The following is a 14,748-nucleotide window of genomic DNA, read 5'->3' as shown; positions in this document are numbered from 1 at the left end:
TACCTCCACTGTGAGAGAACGGTTGACGCGGCCGGGACCAAGAACGCCGCTGCCGGTGTGTTGGGGGATGCGCCGGCAGCGGCCCCCTTTTTGTTTCCAGACACCGACGCTCTAGAAGGACAACGTTGCGCGTACTCGTGGTCGAAGACGAACGGGTCCTGGCCGACGCCGTGGCCGTCGGACTGCGGCGGGAGTCCATGGCGGTCGACGTCGTCTACGACGGTGACACCGCTCTGGAGTACACCTCGGTCAACGACTACGACGTCGTGGTCCTGGACCGCGACCTCCCCGGAGCGCACGGCGACGACGTCGCCCGCTCCCTGGTCAACGACAGCTACAACGGCCGCATCCTGATGCTCACCGCCTCCGACGGCGTCCAGGACAAGGTCGAGGGCCTCACCCTCGGGGCCGACGACTACCTGGCCAAACCCTTCGCCTTCGCCGAGCTCATCGCCCGCGTGCACGCGCTGGGGCGGCGTTCGGCGCCCCCGCTGCCGCCGGTGCTGGAACGGGAGGGCATCAGCCTGGACCCCGCCAACCACCAGGTGCACCGCGACGGCCGCGAGGTCTCGCTCACCCCCAAGGAGTTCGCCGTCCTCCAGGTGCTCATGCGCGCCCAGGGGACCGTGGTCAGCGCCGAGGGCCTGTTGGAGAAGGCGTGGGACGAGAACGCGGACCCCTTCACCAACGTCGTCCGGGTCACCGTCATGACCCTGCGCAAGAAGCTCGGTGACCCCCCGGTCATCCAGACCGTCCCGGGGGCGGGGTACCGGTTGTGAGACCGGGGGAGCGACCGGAACCGGGACAGGTCGAACCGACGCGCCCCGGCGACACCGGAACCTGGCGCAGTCTGAACTCCGTCGCCCCCAGCGGTGACGGGGCCGAACGCTCCTCCGCCCGTACCACCGTGCACGCCACGGTCCACCGCTTCACCGACAACCTGAGCCTGCGGGCCCGCCTGACGCTCATCTACGGGATGCTGTTCTTCGCCGCCGGCTCCCTGCTGGTCCTGGTGAACTACCTGGTCGTCGCGGTCCTACTCAACGCGCTCCTCGCCGAGGAGAGCCCGGCCGAGCTGATCGAGAACAGCCACTACATCGAGCAGGTCCTCACCCACGTCACCCGGTTCTCGCTGCTGGCCCTGTTCCTCGTGGGCCTGCTCGCCGTGGCCCTGGGGTACGCCGTGGCGGGCCGTGCGCTGTCACCGCTCCAGAAGATCACCCGCATCGCCCGCAGACTCTCCGAACGCTCCCTGCACGAGCGCATCGCCCTGTCGGGGCCCGACGACGAGATCCGCGAGCTCGCCGACACCTTCGACGGCATGCTCGAACGCCTCGACCGGGCCTTCGACGGCCAGCGCCGGTTCGTCGCCAACGCCTCCCACGAGCTGCGTACGCCCCTGGCGATCAACCGCACCCTCCTGGAGGTGGCCCTGAGCGCCCCGGACGTCTCACCGGACCTCAAGACGCTCGGACAGACCCTCCTGGAGACCAACGCCCGCCACGAGCGCCTCATCGACGGCCTGCTGTTCCTGGCCAAGAGCGACCGTGAACTGGAGTCCAAGGCCAGGGTCGACCTGAGCGAGGTCGCCGTGACCGTCCTGAGCCAGCTCTCCGCCGACATCGACCGGTCGGGGCTCTCGCTGCGCAAGGACCTGCGCCCCGCGCCGGTGGTCGGCGACCCCGTGCTCCTGGAGCGCCTCGTGGCGAACCTGGTCGAGAACGCCCTCAAGTACAACGTCGACGAGGGCGAGATCACCGTCCGCAGTGGCATGTACGAGGGGATGCCCGCCGTCCAGGTGGAGAACTCCGGCAAGGTGATCCCGGCCTACGAGATCGAGGGACTGTTCGAGCCCTTCCGGCGCGGTTCCGGCGACCGGGTGGGTTCGGGGCGCAGCGCCGGTCTGGGGTTGTCCATCGTCCGGTCGGTGGTGCGCGCCCACGCCGGGGTGGTGACGGCCTGGCCCCGCGCGGGCGGCGGCCTGGTCGTCACGGTGTGCCTGCCGGTACCTCCGGGTAACGGGACGGAGAACGCCGAGCGTCGCTAGGCCCGGGGGCCGAGCTGCGCACCGCCCCGCTTCGTGGTATCTATACGTGTCCGAAGACACGCCCACCCCTGTCACGAGTGTCGACCTGCGGTGGGTATGCTTCCCCGGGCGTGGACACGGAGGGAATCCCTCCTGACGTGGGCATGTCTGGGTTTTCGCCCGTACTCGGGGGAGTGCTCCAGGCTGGTCCGGCATGTGGGCGCAAACGTGTTTTCGGGTCTACGAGACACCCGGAGTCGGGTAGTACCGGGGAAACGACCCGAGAGGGGCCACCCAACCTTGGCCGCCTCCGGTCACGATCCCGTGAACGTACTGCTGACCTGTGGACTGTGGCCCGGGAGGGGGCACGGTCGGACGACACCGGGAAAACTCGTCGGCCGATTCGGGCACAACGAAGGTCTCTCAAGCGTTACACCCGCGCGACGAGGCACTAAACGAGGGGGATGGAGTTAGCAGAGATGGCGACCGACTACGACAGCCCGCGCAAGACTGACGAGGACATCAACGAGGACAGCCTCCAGGAGCTGCAGGCGCGGCGCGTGGACAAGGGCACCGGCACCATCGACGTCGACCCCGACGAGGTGGCCGAGGGCATGGAGCTCCCCGGTGCCGACCTGTCCGGCGAGGAGCTCGCGGTGCGCGTGCTTCCCCGCCAGGCCGACGAGTTCACCTGCTCGCGCTGCTTCCTGGTGCACCACCGCAGTCAGCTCGCTGAGCAGCGCGCCGGTCAGCTGGTCTGCAAGGAGTGCGCCTGACCGACGGTGACGGTCTCCCGTCCGATTCCCACGGTATCCGAGGACGCTGAGGGGTGAGGGCCCGGGAGCCGTCCGACCGTGGGACGGTGGCTCGCGGTCACGACGGTGGACGGCCGACCGCACGTGGGGGCTCACCCCCATGTGGTGGGCCGTCCACCGTCGTCGCGAGCCGCCCGGCCGGGGGCGGTGCTCAGGCCTCCAGGTCCCGCCCGCCGGAGCCGACCAGCTGCTTGCGGGCGGCGCGGACGGCCAGCACCCTGGCCACCTCGACGCCCACACCCGCCACCACGGCCCACCCGAGGGCGCGGCCCAGGCTCACGTCCGGGGACTCCAGGTCCGTGGGCGGTTCCTCACCGGTGGCGCGCGTCCACGCGAAGGTCAGGGCCTTGCGTGTGACGAACTCGGCCGCGAAACCCGCGACCATGCCGATGATGACCGGTGCGACCTCACCGTCCTTCTTTGCCATGTGAATCGTTCACCGTTCCCTAGTGCGTACGATGGGCGCGGACGCGTGGCGCCCGCTGGGGAATCCTTTCACGCGGACCCCCGGACCGCATCGGCGGCGGCCCCCCGGGGCGGCGCCGTTCTCCCTGTCAGAGGGGGGAAACCGGGAGCGACCAGGGTGCTCGGAGGGCTAATATTGCCCGCATGACCAACCGCTCTCATTCCTTCCGCATGCCCGACAAGCCTTCGCTGGACGGTATCGAGGCGAAGTGGGTGGACGTATGGGATGAGTCCGGCGTCTACCACTTCGACCGCACGCGCAGCCGCGAGGACGTCTACTCGATCGACACCCCGCCCCCCACGGTGTCCGGATCGCTGCACATCGGCCACGTGTTCTCCTACACGCACACCGACACCGTCGCCCGCTTCCAGCGGATGAACGGCAAGGCCGTCTTCTACCCCATGGGCTGGGACGACAACGGTCTGCCCACCGAGCGCCGCGTCCAGAACTACTACGGGGTCCGCTGCGACCCGTCGGTCCCCTACGACCCGGACTTCCAGCCCCCGCACAAGCCCGACCCCAAGCGCCAGGTCCCCATCTCGCGCCGGAACTTCATCGAGCTGTGCGACATCCTCACGGTCGAGGACGAGAAGGTCTTCGAGTCGATCTGGCGCCGTCTGGGGCTGAGCGTCGACTGGCGGCACACCTACGCCACCATCGACGGCAACTCCCGCGCCGCCGCACAGCGCGCCTTCCTGCGCAACCTGGCCCGCGGCGAGGCCTACATGTCGGAGGCGCCCACCCTGTGGGACGTCACCTTCCGCACCGCCGTGGCCCAGGCCGAACTGGAGGACCGCGAGCGTCCCAGCGCCTACCACAAGGTCGCGTTCCACAAGCCGGACGGCACCCCGGTCCACATCGAGACCACCCGCCCCGAGCTGCTGGCGGCCTGCGTCGCCCTGGTCGCCCACCCCGACGACGAGCGGTACGCGGACCTGTTCGGCACGACCGTGACCACCCCGGTCTTCGGCGTCGAGGTCCCTGTGCGGGCGCACCACCTCGCCGACCCCGAGAAGGGGTCCGGCATCGCGATGATCTGCACCTTCGGTGACACCACCGACGTCACCTGGTGGCGCGAGCTCCAGCTGGAGACCCGCCCCATCATCGGCTGGGACGGCCGCGTCATCGCCGACCCGCCCAAGGGCATCGAGTCCGACGCCGCCCGCGAGGCCTACGCCCGCCTGGCCGGGGCCACGGTCCACACCGCCCGCGAGCGCACCGTGGAGCTGCTCCGGGAGAGCGGCGACCTCGTCGGCGACCCCAAGCCCATCACCCACCCGGTGAAGTTCTACGAAAAGGGCGACAAGCCCCTGGAGATCGTCACCACCCGCCAGTGGTACATCCGCAACGGCGGCCGTGACGAGGACGTGCGCGCCCAGCTGCTTCGGCGCGGCCGTGAGCTCACCTGGTACCCCGAGCACATGCGCCAGCGTTACGAGAACTGGGTGGAGGGGCTCAACGGCGACTGGCTGATCAGCCGCCAGCGCTTCTTCGGCGTCCCGTTCCCCGTCTGGTATCCGCTGGACGCGGACGGCAACCCGGACTACGACGCGCCGCTGCTGCCTTCCGAGGACCAGCTGCCCGTCGACCCCAGCTCCCAGGCACCCGCCGGGTACACCGAGGAGCAGCGCGGTCGCGCGGGCGGGTTCATGGGCGACCCGGACGTCATGGACACCTGGGCCACCTCCTCGCTCTCCCCGCAGATCGCCTCCGGCTGGGAACGCGACCAGGACCTGTTCGAGCGGGTCTTCCCGATGGACTTCCGCCCGCAGGGCCAGGACATCATCCGCACCTGGCTGTTCTCCACCGTGGTGCGCGCCCACTTCGAGAACGACAGCCTGCCCTGGAACACCACCGGCATCTCCGGCTGGATTCTGGACCCGGACCGCAAGAAGATGTCCAAGTCCAAGGGCAACGTCGTCACCCCGGTCGCGCTGCTGGAGAAGTACAGCTCCGACGCGGTCAGGTACTGGGCGGCCAGCGGCCGTCTGGGCACCGACACCGCCCTGGACGAGGGCCAGATGAAGATCGGCCGCCGCCTCTCCATCAAGATCCTCAACGCCAGCAAGTTCGTCATGTCGGTCGCCGGCGAGAACGCCACCACCGATCCGGCGCGGGTCACCGAGCCCCTGGACCGCGCCATGCTGGCCGCGCTGGCCGACGTGGTCGAGGAGGCCACCACGGCCTTCCGGTCCTACGACCACACCCGTGCCCTGGAACGCACCGAGCGCTTCTTCTGGGACTTCTGCGACGACTACCTGGAGCTCGTCAAGACCCGGGCCTACGACGCCGAGTCCGACGAGGGCGCATCCGCCCGCGCCGCGCTGCTCATCGCCCTGGGCGCGCTGCACAAGCTGTTCGCGCCCTTCGTCCCGTTCGTCACCGACGAGGTCTGGAGCTGGTGGCAGGAGGGTTCGGTGCACGCGCAGCGCTGGCCCGACGCCGCCGAGTACCGCACCGCGGCCGCCGGCGGCGACCCGGCCGTGCTGGCCGCCACCGCCGAGGTCCTGCGGGCGGTGCGCAAGGCCAAGTCCGAGGCCAAGCTGTCGATGCGCGCCGAGGTCGACCTCGTCCGCGTCCGCGGCAAGCAGGCCGAGGCCGCCAGCGCCGCCTCCGGCGACATCGCGGCCGCCGGGCGGGCCACCGGGGTCGACTTCGAGGCCACCGACGACGCGGAGCTGACCGTGGCGGTCACCCTCGCCGCGACCACCGAGTAGTCCGCGGCGAACACCCGGCCCGGGGGCGGGCCCGAACACGGTTCGGGCCCGCCCCCTCGTTACGGCACGCTGGACACCAAGGCAGCGCCCCGGGAGCGATAGGCTCGGCGAATGTGAGTACCTCATCCCTGGAGGACGGGCGGATGACCGTCGCGGTCCACCGTCTGGACCCCGACCTCCCCCTGCCCTCGTACGCCCACCCGGGTGACGCGGGCGCGGACCTGCACGCCGCGGTCGACGTCCGGCTCGAACCCGGGCGGCGCGCCACCGTCCCCACCGGCCTGGCCATCGCCCTGCCCGACGGCTACGCGGCCTTCGTCCACCCCAGGTCGGGGCTGGCCGCCCGGCACGGGGTCACGGTGGTCAACGCCCCCGGTACCGTCGACGCCGGATACCGGGGGGAGATCAGGGTGACCCTGCTCAACACCGACACCGACACCCCGGTCACCATCGCGCGCGGCGACCGGATCGCGCAGATGGTGATCCAGCGCGTGGAGCGGGCGGAGTTCGTCGAGACGGACACGCTCCCGGACTCGGTGCGCGGTGCGGGCGGTTTCGGTTCGACCGGGGGCCACGCCGCGCTGCGGTGAACGTCCCCTGACTCCCCGGTGTGATCCCGGGACCTACGGAAGAAGCGGAGAGGTGAAGGCGTGTTTGGACGCCGCCGCAAGAAGCGGGACCAAGAGACCGAGAGAGCCACGGAGGAGCAGGCCCGGCCGAAGCGGCGGGGAGCCGCCGGCGAGGTCTCCTTCGACAACGAGATCGAGCCGGTGCGAGCCTCCGCGGAGCCCGCCAAGGACGCCGACCAGTACCGGGCGACCGGGCCGTGGGACTCCACCGAGGACGCCCCCGAGGCCAGCCGGATGGACCTGGGCAGCATGCTCCTGCCGATGGAGCAGGGCACCGAGATCCAGGTGAACGTCGCCCAGGACAAGCAGAACAAGCAGAAGATCATCGGGGTCACCCTGGTGCGCGGCAAGACCGCGCTCCAGGTGCAGCCGTTCGCCGCGCCCAAGTCCTCCGGGCTCTGGGAGGAGATGCGTGAGGAGCTGCGCGAGCAGGTCACCAAGCAGGGCGGCAAGGCCGAGGACCACGACGGTACCTTCGGCCCCGAGCTCCAGGCGGTCATCCCCATCAAGGGGAAGAAGACCGACGACGGCCGACAGCTGGGCCAGCGGGTGCGCTTCATCGGTGTCGACGGCCCCCGCTGGGTGCTGCGCGGCGTGATCCGGGGCGAGGGCGCGAGCAAGCCCGAGGTGATGGCCGAGATCGAACAGGTCTTCGCCAACATCGTCGTGGTGCGCGGCGACCAGCCCGTTCCGCCCAGTGAACTGCTCCAGATCACGGTTCCCAAGCAGATCCAGGAGCAGATGGCGGCCGCCGCCCAGCAGCGCGCGGCCCAGCACGCCGCCCAGCACGGCAACGCGGGTGGTTCGCCCAACGGTTCGGCGGGCGGACCGCCCTCCGTTTCCTGAGGTTCCGGACCACCCGGCCTGTGGACAACCGAGTCCGGGGCGCGCCGTTCCGTAGTGTGGGTCACATGGCTCAGACGACGAAGAACAGCGCCCCCCGGCCGTTGCCCGAGGACTGGGGCCGCGCCCTGGCGGTGGTGGCCCATCCCGACGACCTGGAGTTCGGGGTCTCCTCCGCGATCCACCGCTGGACGGCGGGCGGCCGGGAGGTCGTGGAGTCCCTCGTGACCAGGGGCGAAGCCGGTATCGACACCCTGGACCCCGAGGCCTGCGCGCCCCTGCGGATGGCCGAGCAGCGGGCCTCGGCGGCGGCGGTGGGCGCGGCCGCCGTGGAGTTCCTGGACTTCCCGGACGGCACGCTGGAGTACGGGCTGCCGCTGCGCGCGGCACTGGCCGGGGTCATTCGCAGACACCGGCCCGACGTCATCGTCTCCATCAACTTCCGCGAGCGCTTCGGCGGGGGCGTCGGGTTCAACCACGCCGACCACCGGGTGCTGGGGCCCGCCCTGTTGGACGCGGTCCGTGACGCCGCCAACCGGTGGGTCTTCCCCGAACAGCTGGCTGAGGGGCTGGAGCCCTGGCGAGGTGTGCGCTTCGTCGCCTTCGGGGCGGCTCCGGACCCCACCCACTACGTGGAGCTCGGCGATGACGACCTGGCCGCGGGCATCGCGTCGCTGGACGCGCACGAGGTGTACCTGGCCAACCTGGACGGCTTCGACCAGCGCACCTTCCTGCGGGAGGGTGCCGAGCGCGCGGGGGAGTGGGCGGGAGTGCCCCTGGCCACCTCCTTCGAGGTCTTCGAGACCTGACCCGGCACCGCGCACGCGTGCGTCCGTCGCCTACGACACCGTGCGCGCTAGCTCCGTCCCGTCCGGTTCCGCGCACGCGTGCGTCCGTCTGGCTTCCCGGGCACGGATGGCGCGGACGGCCGCTACCGCTCCGCGCGCGTCAGCCGCGAGCGTGTTGGTAGAGGTGTCGCCGGTGGGCCACCGCGCCGCGCACGCGTGCGTCCGGCGGGGCGGACCGGGGAGGGTCGCGGGGCCGGGGACGCCGTGCGGTGTGACGCTCCCATGACCGGTCGACGGTAGGGCGACCCCGAACGGAGGCGTGCGCGGTGCGATGGTCCCATGGCGGACGGGGGCGCCCCCCCGGTGAGGCCGGACGGCGTGCCTCGAACGGTGAGTACGCGTTCGGCCCCCGGTCCGGCGCGAGAACGAGAGGGAGACTCATGAGCGGTGACGGCACGGTGGAACGGAGCGGGCGGGGCCGCCGGTCCGTTCGCGTCCTGTGGTGGACGCTGGCGGTGTTCGTGGCCCTGCTCCTGGTGGCGCTCACGGCCTTCGCGGTGTGGGCGCTCACCCCGTACCGGGCAGAACCGGGGCCGCTGGCCCGGGCCGAGCGGGACCCCGCCGTGGTCGTCGAGAGGCTCTCCGACGGTGTACTGATCTCCCCGGCCGGAGAGGCCTCGGGAACGGGGGTGGTCTTCTACCCCGGCGCGCGGGTCGAGGCCGACGCCTACGTCGCCTCCTGGGTGCCGGTGGTGGCCGAGAGCGGCGCCACCGTGGTCATCCCGGACCTGCGCCTCAACCTCGCCCTGCTGGACTCCGCACGGGCCGAGAGCGCGGTGGAGGCCGCCCCGGAGGCCACCGAGTGGTACCTGGGGGGCCACTCCATGGGCGGAGCCTTCGCCGCCCTGCACGTGGGCTCGGGGAACGGCGACACCGAGTGGCAAGGGCTGGTCCTGTGGGCCACCTACGCCGTCGAGAGCGCGGGTCTGGCCGAGCGCGACGACCTCGAGGTGCTGTCGGTGGCGGGCGGCCGCGACGGGATTCTTCCCCCGGAGGAGGTCGCCGAGCACAGACCCCACCTGCCCGAGGACGCCCGCACCGAGGTCGTCGAGGGCATGAACCACGCCCAGTTCGGCGCCTACGGCGCCCAGTCGGGGGACGCCGAACCGGAGCTGGACGACGAGCGGGCGCACGAGGCCGTCGCCGGGGTCACCGCCGCGTTCCTCCTGGGCGGCTGACCCCGGCGGCGCTCACCGCGCCGGGCCCGGGTCCACGGGGTCGGTGATCCGGCCCGTGAACAGGAGCGCCCCCCGGCGGCGCAGCACGAAGAGGAAGGGCTGGTCCACGCGCAACTCCAGAGGCGGCGGGGGCACGGCGGCCGACATGAGCATGACGGCGGCGGTGGCGGCCGCCCCCTCGGCCCCCTTCTCGTCCACGCTCAACACGGCCTGGTGCACGATGGCGTTGACCTTCAGGGGCTCGTCGCCGATCCCGCCGAAGTCGGCCGCGTCGGTGGCCAGGGTGCGCACCCGGGAGGGGGTGGCGGCGAGGGGGTCCAGCAGCGCGGTGTCGGTCTCCACGGCGAAGCGGGGCAGGGTCAGGCTCACCTGTTCCTTGCGACGCGCCCGGTACAGCCCGCGCAGCACCTTCGGGGTGAGCGTCGGCAGCGGCGTGCGCCGACTACCGGGGGAGTCCGGGACGATCACGTCCAGGGCCAGCCCGTGCTCCCCCTCCAGGGTGACCATGCGCAGACCCGCGTGGACCGCGTGGTCCATGGGTCCGGTGCGCTCCATCGCGGGGACTGGGTGCGTGCGGTCGGGTGCGTGGAAGTCGCGCTCACGGGTCAGGGCGGCGTCGAAGGGGTGGGCCCACACCATCCGCACCCACAGGGCGTTGACCAGCAGCATGCGCACGTCGGGGTGGACGGTGCCGGGGGCCAGCAGTTCGGGAACCAGACCCCGGGTGACCTCCGAGACCCGGGCGTTGACATCGACGCGTACGCCCTCGGCGTCGCCCCGGAAGTCGACCCGGTCCACCTCGGCGCCGGGGCGGGCCCGGACGTGCTCCTCGAAGTCCGCGCGCAGCGCCAGCCCGGCGGGGACGTACAGGCCGTTCAGGGCGGCCAGGTCCACCCCTCCCGTTTCGGTGACGGCGGAGTCCAGGACCGCCAGGTGGTGCCGGGGGTCGCCGGTCACGGAGGCGACCAGATCCACCAGTTCCCTCCTGGTGTCCCCGCCGGCTCCGGTGGCCAGCAGACCGAGCACGGCGCCGACCGAGTACGGGGACCACACGTGGGAGGCCCCCTCACCGACCAGTTCGGGGTCCAGGGCGAGGGCGAAGCGGAGGTGCTCCTCGTCGGGTTCTTCCTGCCGGGTGGTCATCGGGCGACTCCTCACGAGAGCGGGTGGGCCGCCAGCGTACGGAAGGGGCGCGGCCGGAGGCCAGGGGACGGGGTGAGAACGAGCACGCCGCAACACCTGACAAAGCCGGGCAAGCCCGTTCGGGTGCGGCGTTCGGCGGCCGCGAACGCCACTCCCCGGCTGTGACAGGTCGCATAGGGTGGTGCATCATGGCTGGCGGCCGTACAGGCCGCGCGGCGACACCGGAGCGGGAGCGGGATGACTGAGCAGCAGCGGGCCTCCGAAGAGGCGGCCCAGGCGCAGGCCGAGGATCGGGCCCAGGAGAGGGCGCCGACGCCCGCCGTCACCGAGGGCACGGTCGAGGCCCTGGTCCGGACCAAGCTCGCCGAGGCTCTGGGCGGCAAGCGCGGCATGGTCGAGACGGCCGTCCCCACCCTCACCTTCACGATCTCCTACATCCTGGGTGAGGACCTGCGGCTGTCGATCATGCTCGGGGTCGGGGCGGCCCTGCTCCTGGGCGTGGTCCGGCTGGTGCAGCGTTCCTCGTTGCAGTACGTCTTCACCAGCCTCTTCGGTATCGGCCTGGCGGCGGTCTTCGCGATGCGCAGCGGCAACGCCGAGGACGCCTTCCTGCCGGGGATCATCTACAACGCGGTCTACGCGGTGGTGCTGAGCCTGTCGGTCCTGGTCCGCTGGCCGGTGATCGGTCTCATGATCGGCCCGTTCATCGGGAACCGGGAGGACTTCACCTCCTGGCGCCAGAACCCGGCCGTGGTCACGCTCGCCTCCCGGCTCACCTGGCTGCTGGTGCTCCCGTGCGTGATCCGTGTCCTGGTGCAGTACCCGCTCTGGCTCGCCGAGACCAACGACTGGGCCAACACCTTCGCCCTGTTGGGTCTGTCCAAGGTGGCGATGGGTTGGCCGCTCCAGGTGGCGGCCTTCGCGGGCATGGTGTGGGTGCTGGCGCGCGGCCGCACCCCGCTGGAGGCCGAGGAGGCCGACGCGTCCGAGGAGCGCTGAACGGCGGGAACGCCGGGAGCGGACGGCGGCCTGGCTCGGCCGCCGCCGTGGCGCCGGTCAGTCCCCGGTCTGGTCAGCGCCGGTGTCCTCCTCGTCCACGACCCGCTCCAGGAGCTCCTCCAGGAGCCCCAGCGCGTCCGGCTCGGCCAGGAACACCACGGTGTTGCCCACGGACAGGACCTGATCCGGGGAGGGCGGGCGCACCCCGCCGGGTCCGACCACCGCGACCAGGGCCACCCCCTCGGGCAGCTCGGCGGTGAGGTCGCTCTCGGGGCGTCCCTCGAACGGGCTCGCCGCGTGCAGCACCGACTCGGCGATCTCGGCGCCGGGGAGCGGTGGCAGGCCTCCCTCGTCGGCGTAGACCTCCTCCTCACCCGCTCCCTCGACCAGGTCGGCGATCAGACGCGGCGGGGAGACCGCCAGGTCCACGCCCCAGGAGTCGTCGAACAGCCACTCGTTGGCCGGGTCGTTGATCCGGGCGATGACCTGGTCCACGGAGAACTCGGTCTTGGCGAGCAGCGACACGACCAGGTTGACCTTGTCGTCACTGCTGGCCGCGATGACCACGTCGAAGTCGCCCAGGCGCGCGTCCTCCAGGGTGGACAGCTCGCAGGCGTCGGCGAGCAGCCACTCCACCTGGGGGAGGTCGTCGACCCCGATGGCCCGGGTGTCCCGGTCGATCAGCAGGACGTCGTGCCCGTTGCCCGCCAGCTCCGTGGCGATGGAGCGGCCCACGCTCCCGGCTCCCGCGATGGCGATCCGCATCTCACCCACGCCCCGTCTCGTCCTCGTGCCGCCCGAGCAGACGCTGGGACAGGTCGGCCATGTCCCGGGAGTGTCCCACCACGTGCAGCACGTCGCCCTCCGCGATGGTCTCCTCCGAACGCGCCAGCACGATGCGCCCCTGTCGGACCAGGTACACCACGCGCAGCCGGAAGTCGTCCTCCAGCTCGGAGAGGCCGCGCCCCACCCAGCGATCCGGTGGTGTCAGCTCGTTCATGGCGAGGCTTCCCGAGGCGTCCTGCCACTCGGGGGCGGTGCCGAGCCGGTCGTCCCCGGGCACCAGCCGACGCAGGATGGCGTCGGCGGTCCAACGGACCGTCGCCACGGTGGGGATGCCCAGGCGCTGGTACACCTCCGCGCGGCGGGGGTCGTAGATGCGGGCCACCACGGCGCCGACCCCGAAGGCCTCGCGGGCCACCCGGGCCGCGATGATGTTGGAGTTGTCGCCGTTGCTGACGGCGGCGAACGCGGAGGCGCGTTCGATACCCGCGCTGACCAGGACCTCCCGGTCGTGGCCCGCGCCGCGCACCGTGTGTTTGGCCACGGTGCTGCGCAGGCGGCGGAACGCCTCCGGGTCCTGGTCGATCACCGCCACCGAGTGACCCAGGTCCACCAGGGTGTGCGCCAGCGTGGACCCCACGCGGCCGCACCCCATGATCACGATGTGCACCTCGTCCGTACCCCCGTCGGATAGCCGTCCGCCCTCGGGACACGGGCAGACCCGCGTGCCCCGGCGTTCCCACCTTGGCACACAACGCTCCGGACCGCGTGACCACCCCGGCCGCGTCGTGCTCGCGTACCAGCGCGGGGACTACCCCGGGGCCGGTAGATTGGGGTCGGTTGGTGGCTGTGCGCGCAGGGTCACCCGGAACACGACCCGACCAGCGAAGGACACCGCCATGACCCGTGTGGGCACCGAGATCGAACTGACCGTGGACGACGTCGCCCACGGGGGATGGTGCGTGGGCCGACTGGACGACCAGGTCGTCTTCGTCCGTCACGCCCTGCCTGGCGAGCGCGTCCGGGTGCGCGTCACCGAACGGACCACCCGCTTCCTGAGGGGCGAGGCCGTCGAGGTCCTCACCGCCTCCCCGGACCGGGTGGAGGCCCCGTGCGCCTTCGCCGGGCCCGGCATGTGCGGGGGCTGCGACTGGCAGCACGCCACCCTGGAGTCCCAGCGCCGGATGAAGGCCAAGGTCGTCGCCGACCAGCTCAGCCGGATCGCGGGTATCGACCGCGACGTGGTGGTCGAGGAGCTGCCCGGAACCCCGGACGGCCTCGGCTGGCGCACCCGGGTGCGGTTCTCGGTGGACGAGGACGGCCACGCCGGTCTGCGCCGCCACCGCTCCCACGACATCGAGCCGGTCGACCAGTGCCTGATCGCCCACCCGGGTGTGCGCGAACTCGGCGTGACCGAGGTCAAGTGGGAGGACATCCGGGAGGTCGAGGCGGTCGCCTCGGCCACCCGCGCCGACCGCGCGGTCGTGGTCACCCCCACCACCGCGAAGCTCGGCACGCTGCCCGAACTCAAGGCCTCCAGCGCCGTGCTGCGGCGGTTCAAGGGCGGCCGGGTGCAGTCCGTGCGCGGCCGCAAGGGCGTGCGCGAGAACGTGGCCGGTCGCGAGTACCGGGTGGGGGCCGGTGGTTTCTGGCAGGTGCACCCCGCCGCCGGCGAGACCCTCAGCGCCGCCGTCCTGGACGGTCTGGAGCCCCGCGAGGGCGAGACCGCCCTGGACCTGTACTGCGGAGCGGGCCTGTTCACGGGCGCGTTGGCCGAGGCGGTCGGTCCCGAGGGGCGGGTCATGGGTGTGGAGAACGGTGAGAACGCCGTCCGCGACGCCCAGTACAACCTCAAGGAGCTGCCGCAGGTGCGGATCGAGCGCGCCGACGTGGCCAAGCAGATGCGTGAGTGGGCCGACGTGCGCGCCGACGTCGTGGCGTTGGACCCGCCGCGCGCGGGCGCCGGTGTCGAGGTGGTCCGCAAGGTGGCGGGTATGAAGCCGCGCCGGATCGCCTACGTCTCGTGCGACCCGGCGACCCTGGCCCGTGACCTCGCGGAGTTCGACCGGGCCGGGTACCGTCTGGCGGGCCTGCGCGCCTTCGACGCCTTCCCGATGACCCATCACGTGGAGTGCCTGGCGGTCCTGGAGCCGGTGAAGCTGGCCCGTCGCCACCGGGAGGCGGAGCAGGACCAGCACGCGTGACGAGGGGCCCGACACCCGCCGTACTGGTCCCGGGCTACCAGCGTGTGGCCGAGATCGGGCTCCAGCTGATCGACGCGCTCAAGGTCGCCCACAACGA

The 14,748-nt window shown here is 71.9% G+C and carries 14 protein-coding genes; 10 read left to right on the top strand and 4 right to left on the bottom strand.

Features of this window, described 5'->3' with window-relative positions; genetic code table 11:
• Positions 1 to 125: 125 nt before the first annotated feature.
• The 3 genes from ABZ635_RS09585 (at position 126) to ABZ635_RS09575 (ending at position 2,802) form a co-directional block, all read left to right on the top strand.
• The gene (locus tag ABZ635_RS09585) at positions 126 to 779 is read left to right on the top strand and encodes a response regulator transcription factor (protein WP_357761537.1); all 654 of its coding nucleotides are present in this window, start codon (positions 126 to 128) and stop codon (positions 777 to 779) included.
• Positions 776 to 2,047 carry an ATP-binding protein gene (locus tag ABZ635_RS09580; protein ID WP_357761534.1) on the top strand — a complete coding sequence of 424 codons (1,272 nt, stop codon included), beginning with the start codon at positions 776 to 778 and terminating at the stop codon, positions 2,045 to 2,047. Before ABZ635_RS09585 ends, ABZ635_RS09580 begins: the two co-directional genes overlap by 4 nt.
• 458 nt (positions 2,048 to 2,505) lie before the next feature.
• A complete protein-coding gene (locus ABZ635_RS09575; protein ID WP_013153901.1) occupies positions 2,506 to 2,802 on the top strand; it encodes a DUF4193 domain-containing protein in 297 nt (98 codons plus the stop codon).
• 190 nt (positions 2,803 to 2,992) lie between these two features.
• Here the strand turns inward: ABZ635_RS09575 and ABZ635_RS09570 are convergent, their stop codons facing one another.
• A complete protein-coding gene (locus ABZ635_RS09570) occupies positions 2,993 to 3,268 on the bottom strand; it encodes a DUF4235 domain-containing protein (RefSeq protein ID WP_357761531.1) in 276 nt (91 codons plus the stop codon).
• 182 nt (positions 3,269 to 3,450) lie between these two features.
• Here ABZ635_RS09570 and valS point away from each other — a divergent pair, with 182 nt between their 5' ends.
• From valS to ABZ635_RS09545, 5 genes are all read left to right on the top strand, one after another.
• A complete protein-coding gene (gene valS, locus ABZ635_RS09565) occupies positions 3,451 to 6,024 on the top strand; it encodes a valine--tRNA ligase (RefSeq protein WP_357761528.1) in 2,574 nt (857 codons plus the stop codon).
• A gap of 143 nt (positions 6,025 to 6,167) precedes the next feature.
• Positions 6,168 to 6,614: a dUTP diphosphatase gene (gene dut, locus ABZ635_RS09560; RefSeq protein ID WP_357761806.1), complete on the top strand. Its 447-nt coding sequence runs from the start codon at positions 6,168 to 6,170 to the stop codon at positions 6,612 to 6,614.
• A gap of 60 nt (positions 6,615 to 6,674) precedes the next feature.
• Positions 6,675 to 7,499, top strand: coding sequence for a DUF3710 domain-containing protein (locus tag ABZ635_RS09555; protein ID WP_357761525.1), 825 nt, complete (start codon positions 6,675 to 6,677; stop codon positions 7,497 to 7,499).
• Between the two features lie 65 nt (positions 7,500 to 7,564).
• Positions 7,565 to 8,305: a PIG-L deacetylase family protein gene (locus tag ABZ635_RS09550; protein WP_357761522.1), complete on the top strand. Its 741-nt coding sequence runs from the start codon at positions 7,565 to 7,567 to the stop codon at positions 8,303 to 8,305.
• Between the two features lie 419 nt (positions 8,306 to 8,724).
• Positions 8,725 to 9,522, top strand: a complete 798-nt coding sequence (locus ABZ635_RS09545; RefSeq protein WP_357761519.1) for an alpha/beta hydrolase — start codon at positions 8,725 to 8,727, stop codon at positions 9,520 to 9,522.
• Positions 9,523 to 9,534: 12 nt separating this feature from the next.
• Here ABZ635_RS09545 and ABZ635_RS09540 read toward each other — a convergent pair whose 3' ends face one another.
• Positions 9,535 to 10,665 (bottom strand): serpin family protein, encoded by a 1,131-nt coding sequence (locus ABZ635_RS09540; protein ID WP_357761515.1) that lies wholly within the window; start codon positions 10,663 to 10,665, stop codon positions 9,535 to 9,537.
• A gap of 237 nt (positions 10,666 to 10,902) precedes the next feature.
• Here ABZ635_RS09540 and ABZ635_RS09535 point away from each other — a divergent pair, with 237 nt between their 5' ends.
• Positions 10,903 to 11,664 carry a DUF3159 domain-containing protein gene (locus tag ABZ635_RS09535; protein ID WP_357761512.1) on the top strand — a complete coding sequence of 254 codons (762 nt, stop codon included), beginning with the start codon at positions 10,903 to 10,905 and terminating at the stop codon, positions 11,662 to 11,664.
• Between the two features lie 57 nt (positions 11,665 to 11,721).
• On the opposite strand, the gene ABZ635_RS09530 is transcribed toward ABZ635_RS09535, so the two are convergent.
• Complete coding sequence (locus tag ABZ635_RS09530; RefSeq protein ID WP_357761508.1) at positions 11,722 to 12,438, bottom strand: TrkA family potassium uptake protein; 717 nt, start codon at positions 12,436 to 12,438, stop codon at positions 11,722 to 11,724.
• Positions 12,431 to 13,117 carry a TrkA family potassium uptake protein gene (locus tag ABZ635_RS09525; protein ID WP_357761505.1) on the bottom strand — a complete coding sequence of 229 codons (687 nt, stop codon included), beginning with the start codon at positions 13,115 to 13,117 and terminating at the stop codon, positions 12,431 to 12,433. Before ABZ635_RS09525 ends, ABZ635_RS09530 begins: the two co-directional genes overlap by 8 nt.
• A gap of 229 nt (positions 13,118 to 13,346) precedes the next feature.
• On the opposite strand from ABZ635_RS09525, the gene ABZ635_RS09520 reads away from it, so the two are divergent.
• Positions 13,347 to 14,651 carry a class I SAM-dependent RNA methyltransferase gene (locus ABZ635_RS09520; RefSeq protein ID WP_357761502.1) on the top strand — a complete coding sequence of 435 codons (1,305 nt, stop codon included), beginning with the start codon at positions 13,347 to 13,349 and terminating at the stop codon, positions 14,649 to 14,651.
• The last annotated feature ends 97 nt before the right edge of the window (positions 14,652 to 14,748 follow it).

The sequence above is a fragment of the Nocardiopsis sp. NPDC007018 genome (assembly GCF_040635075.1).
Lineage (GTDB): Bacteria > Actinomycetota > Actinomycetes > Streptosporangiales > Streptosporangiaceae > Nocardiopsis.
The sequence above is the reverse complement of the archived record's forward strand: the minus strand, read 5'-3'. Positions and strand labels throughout refer to the sequence as shown.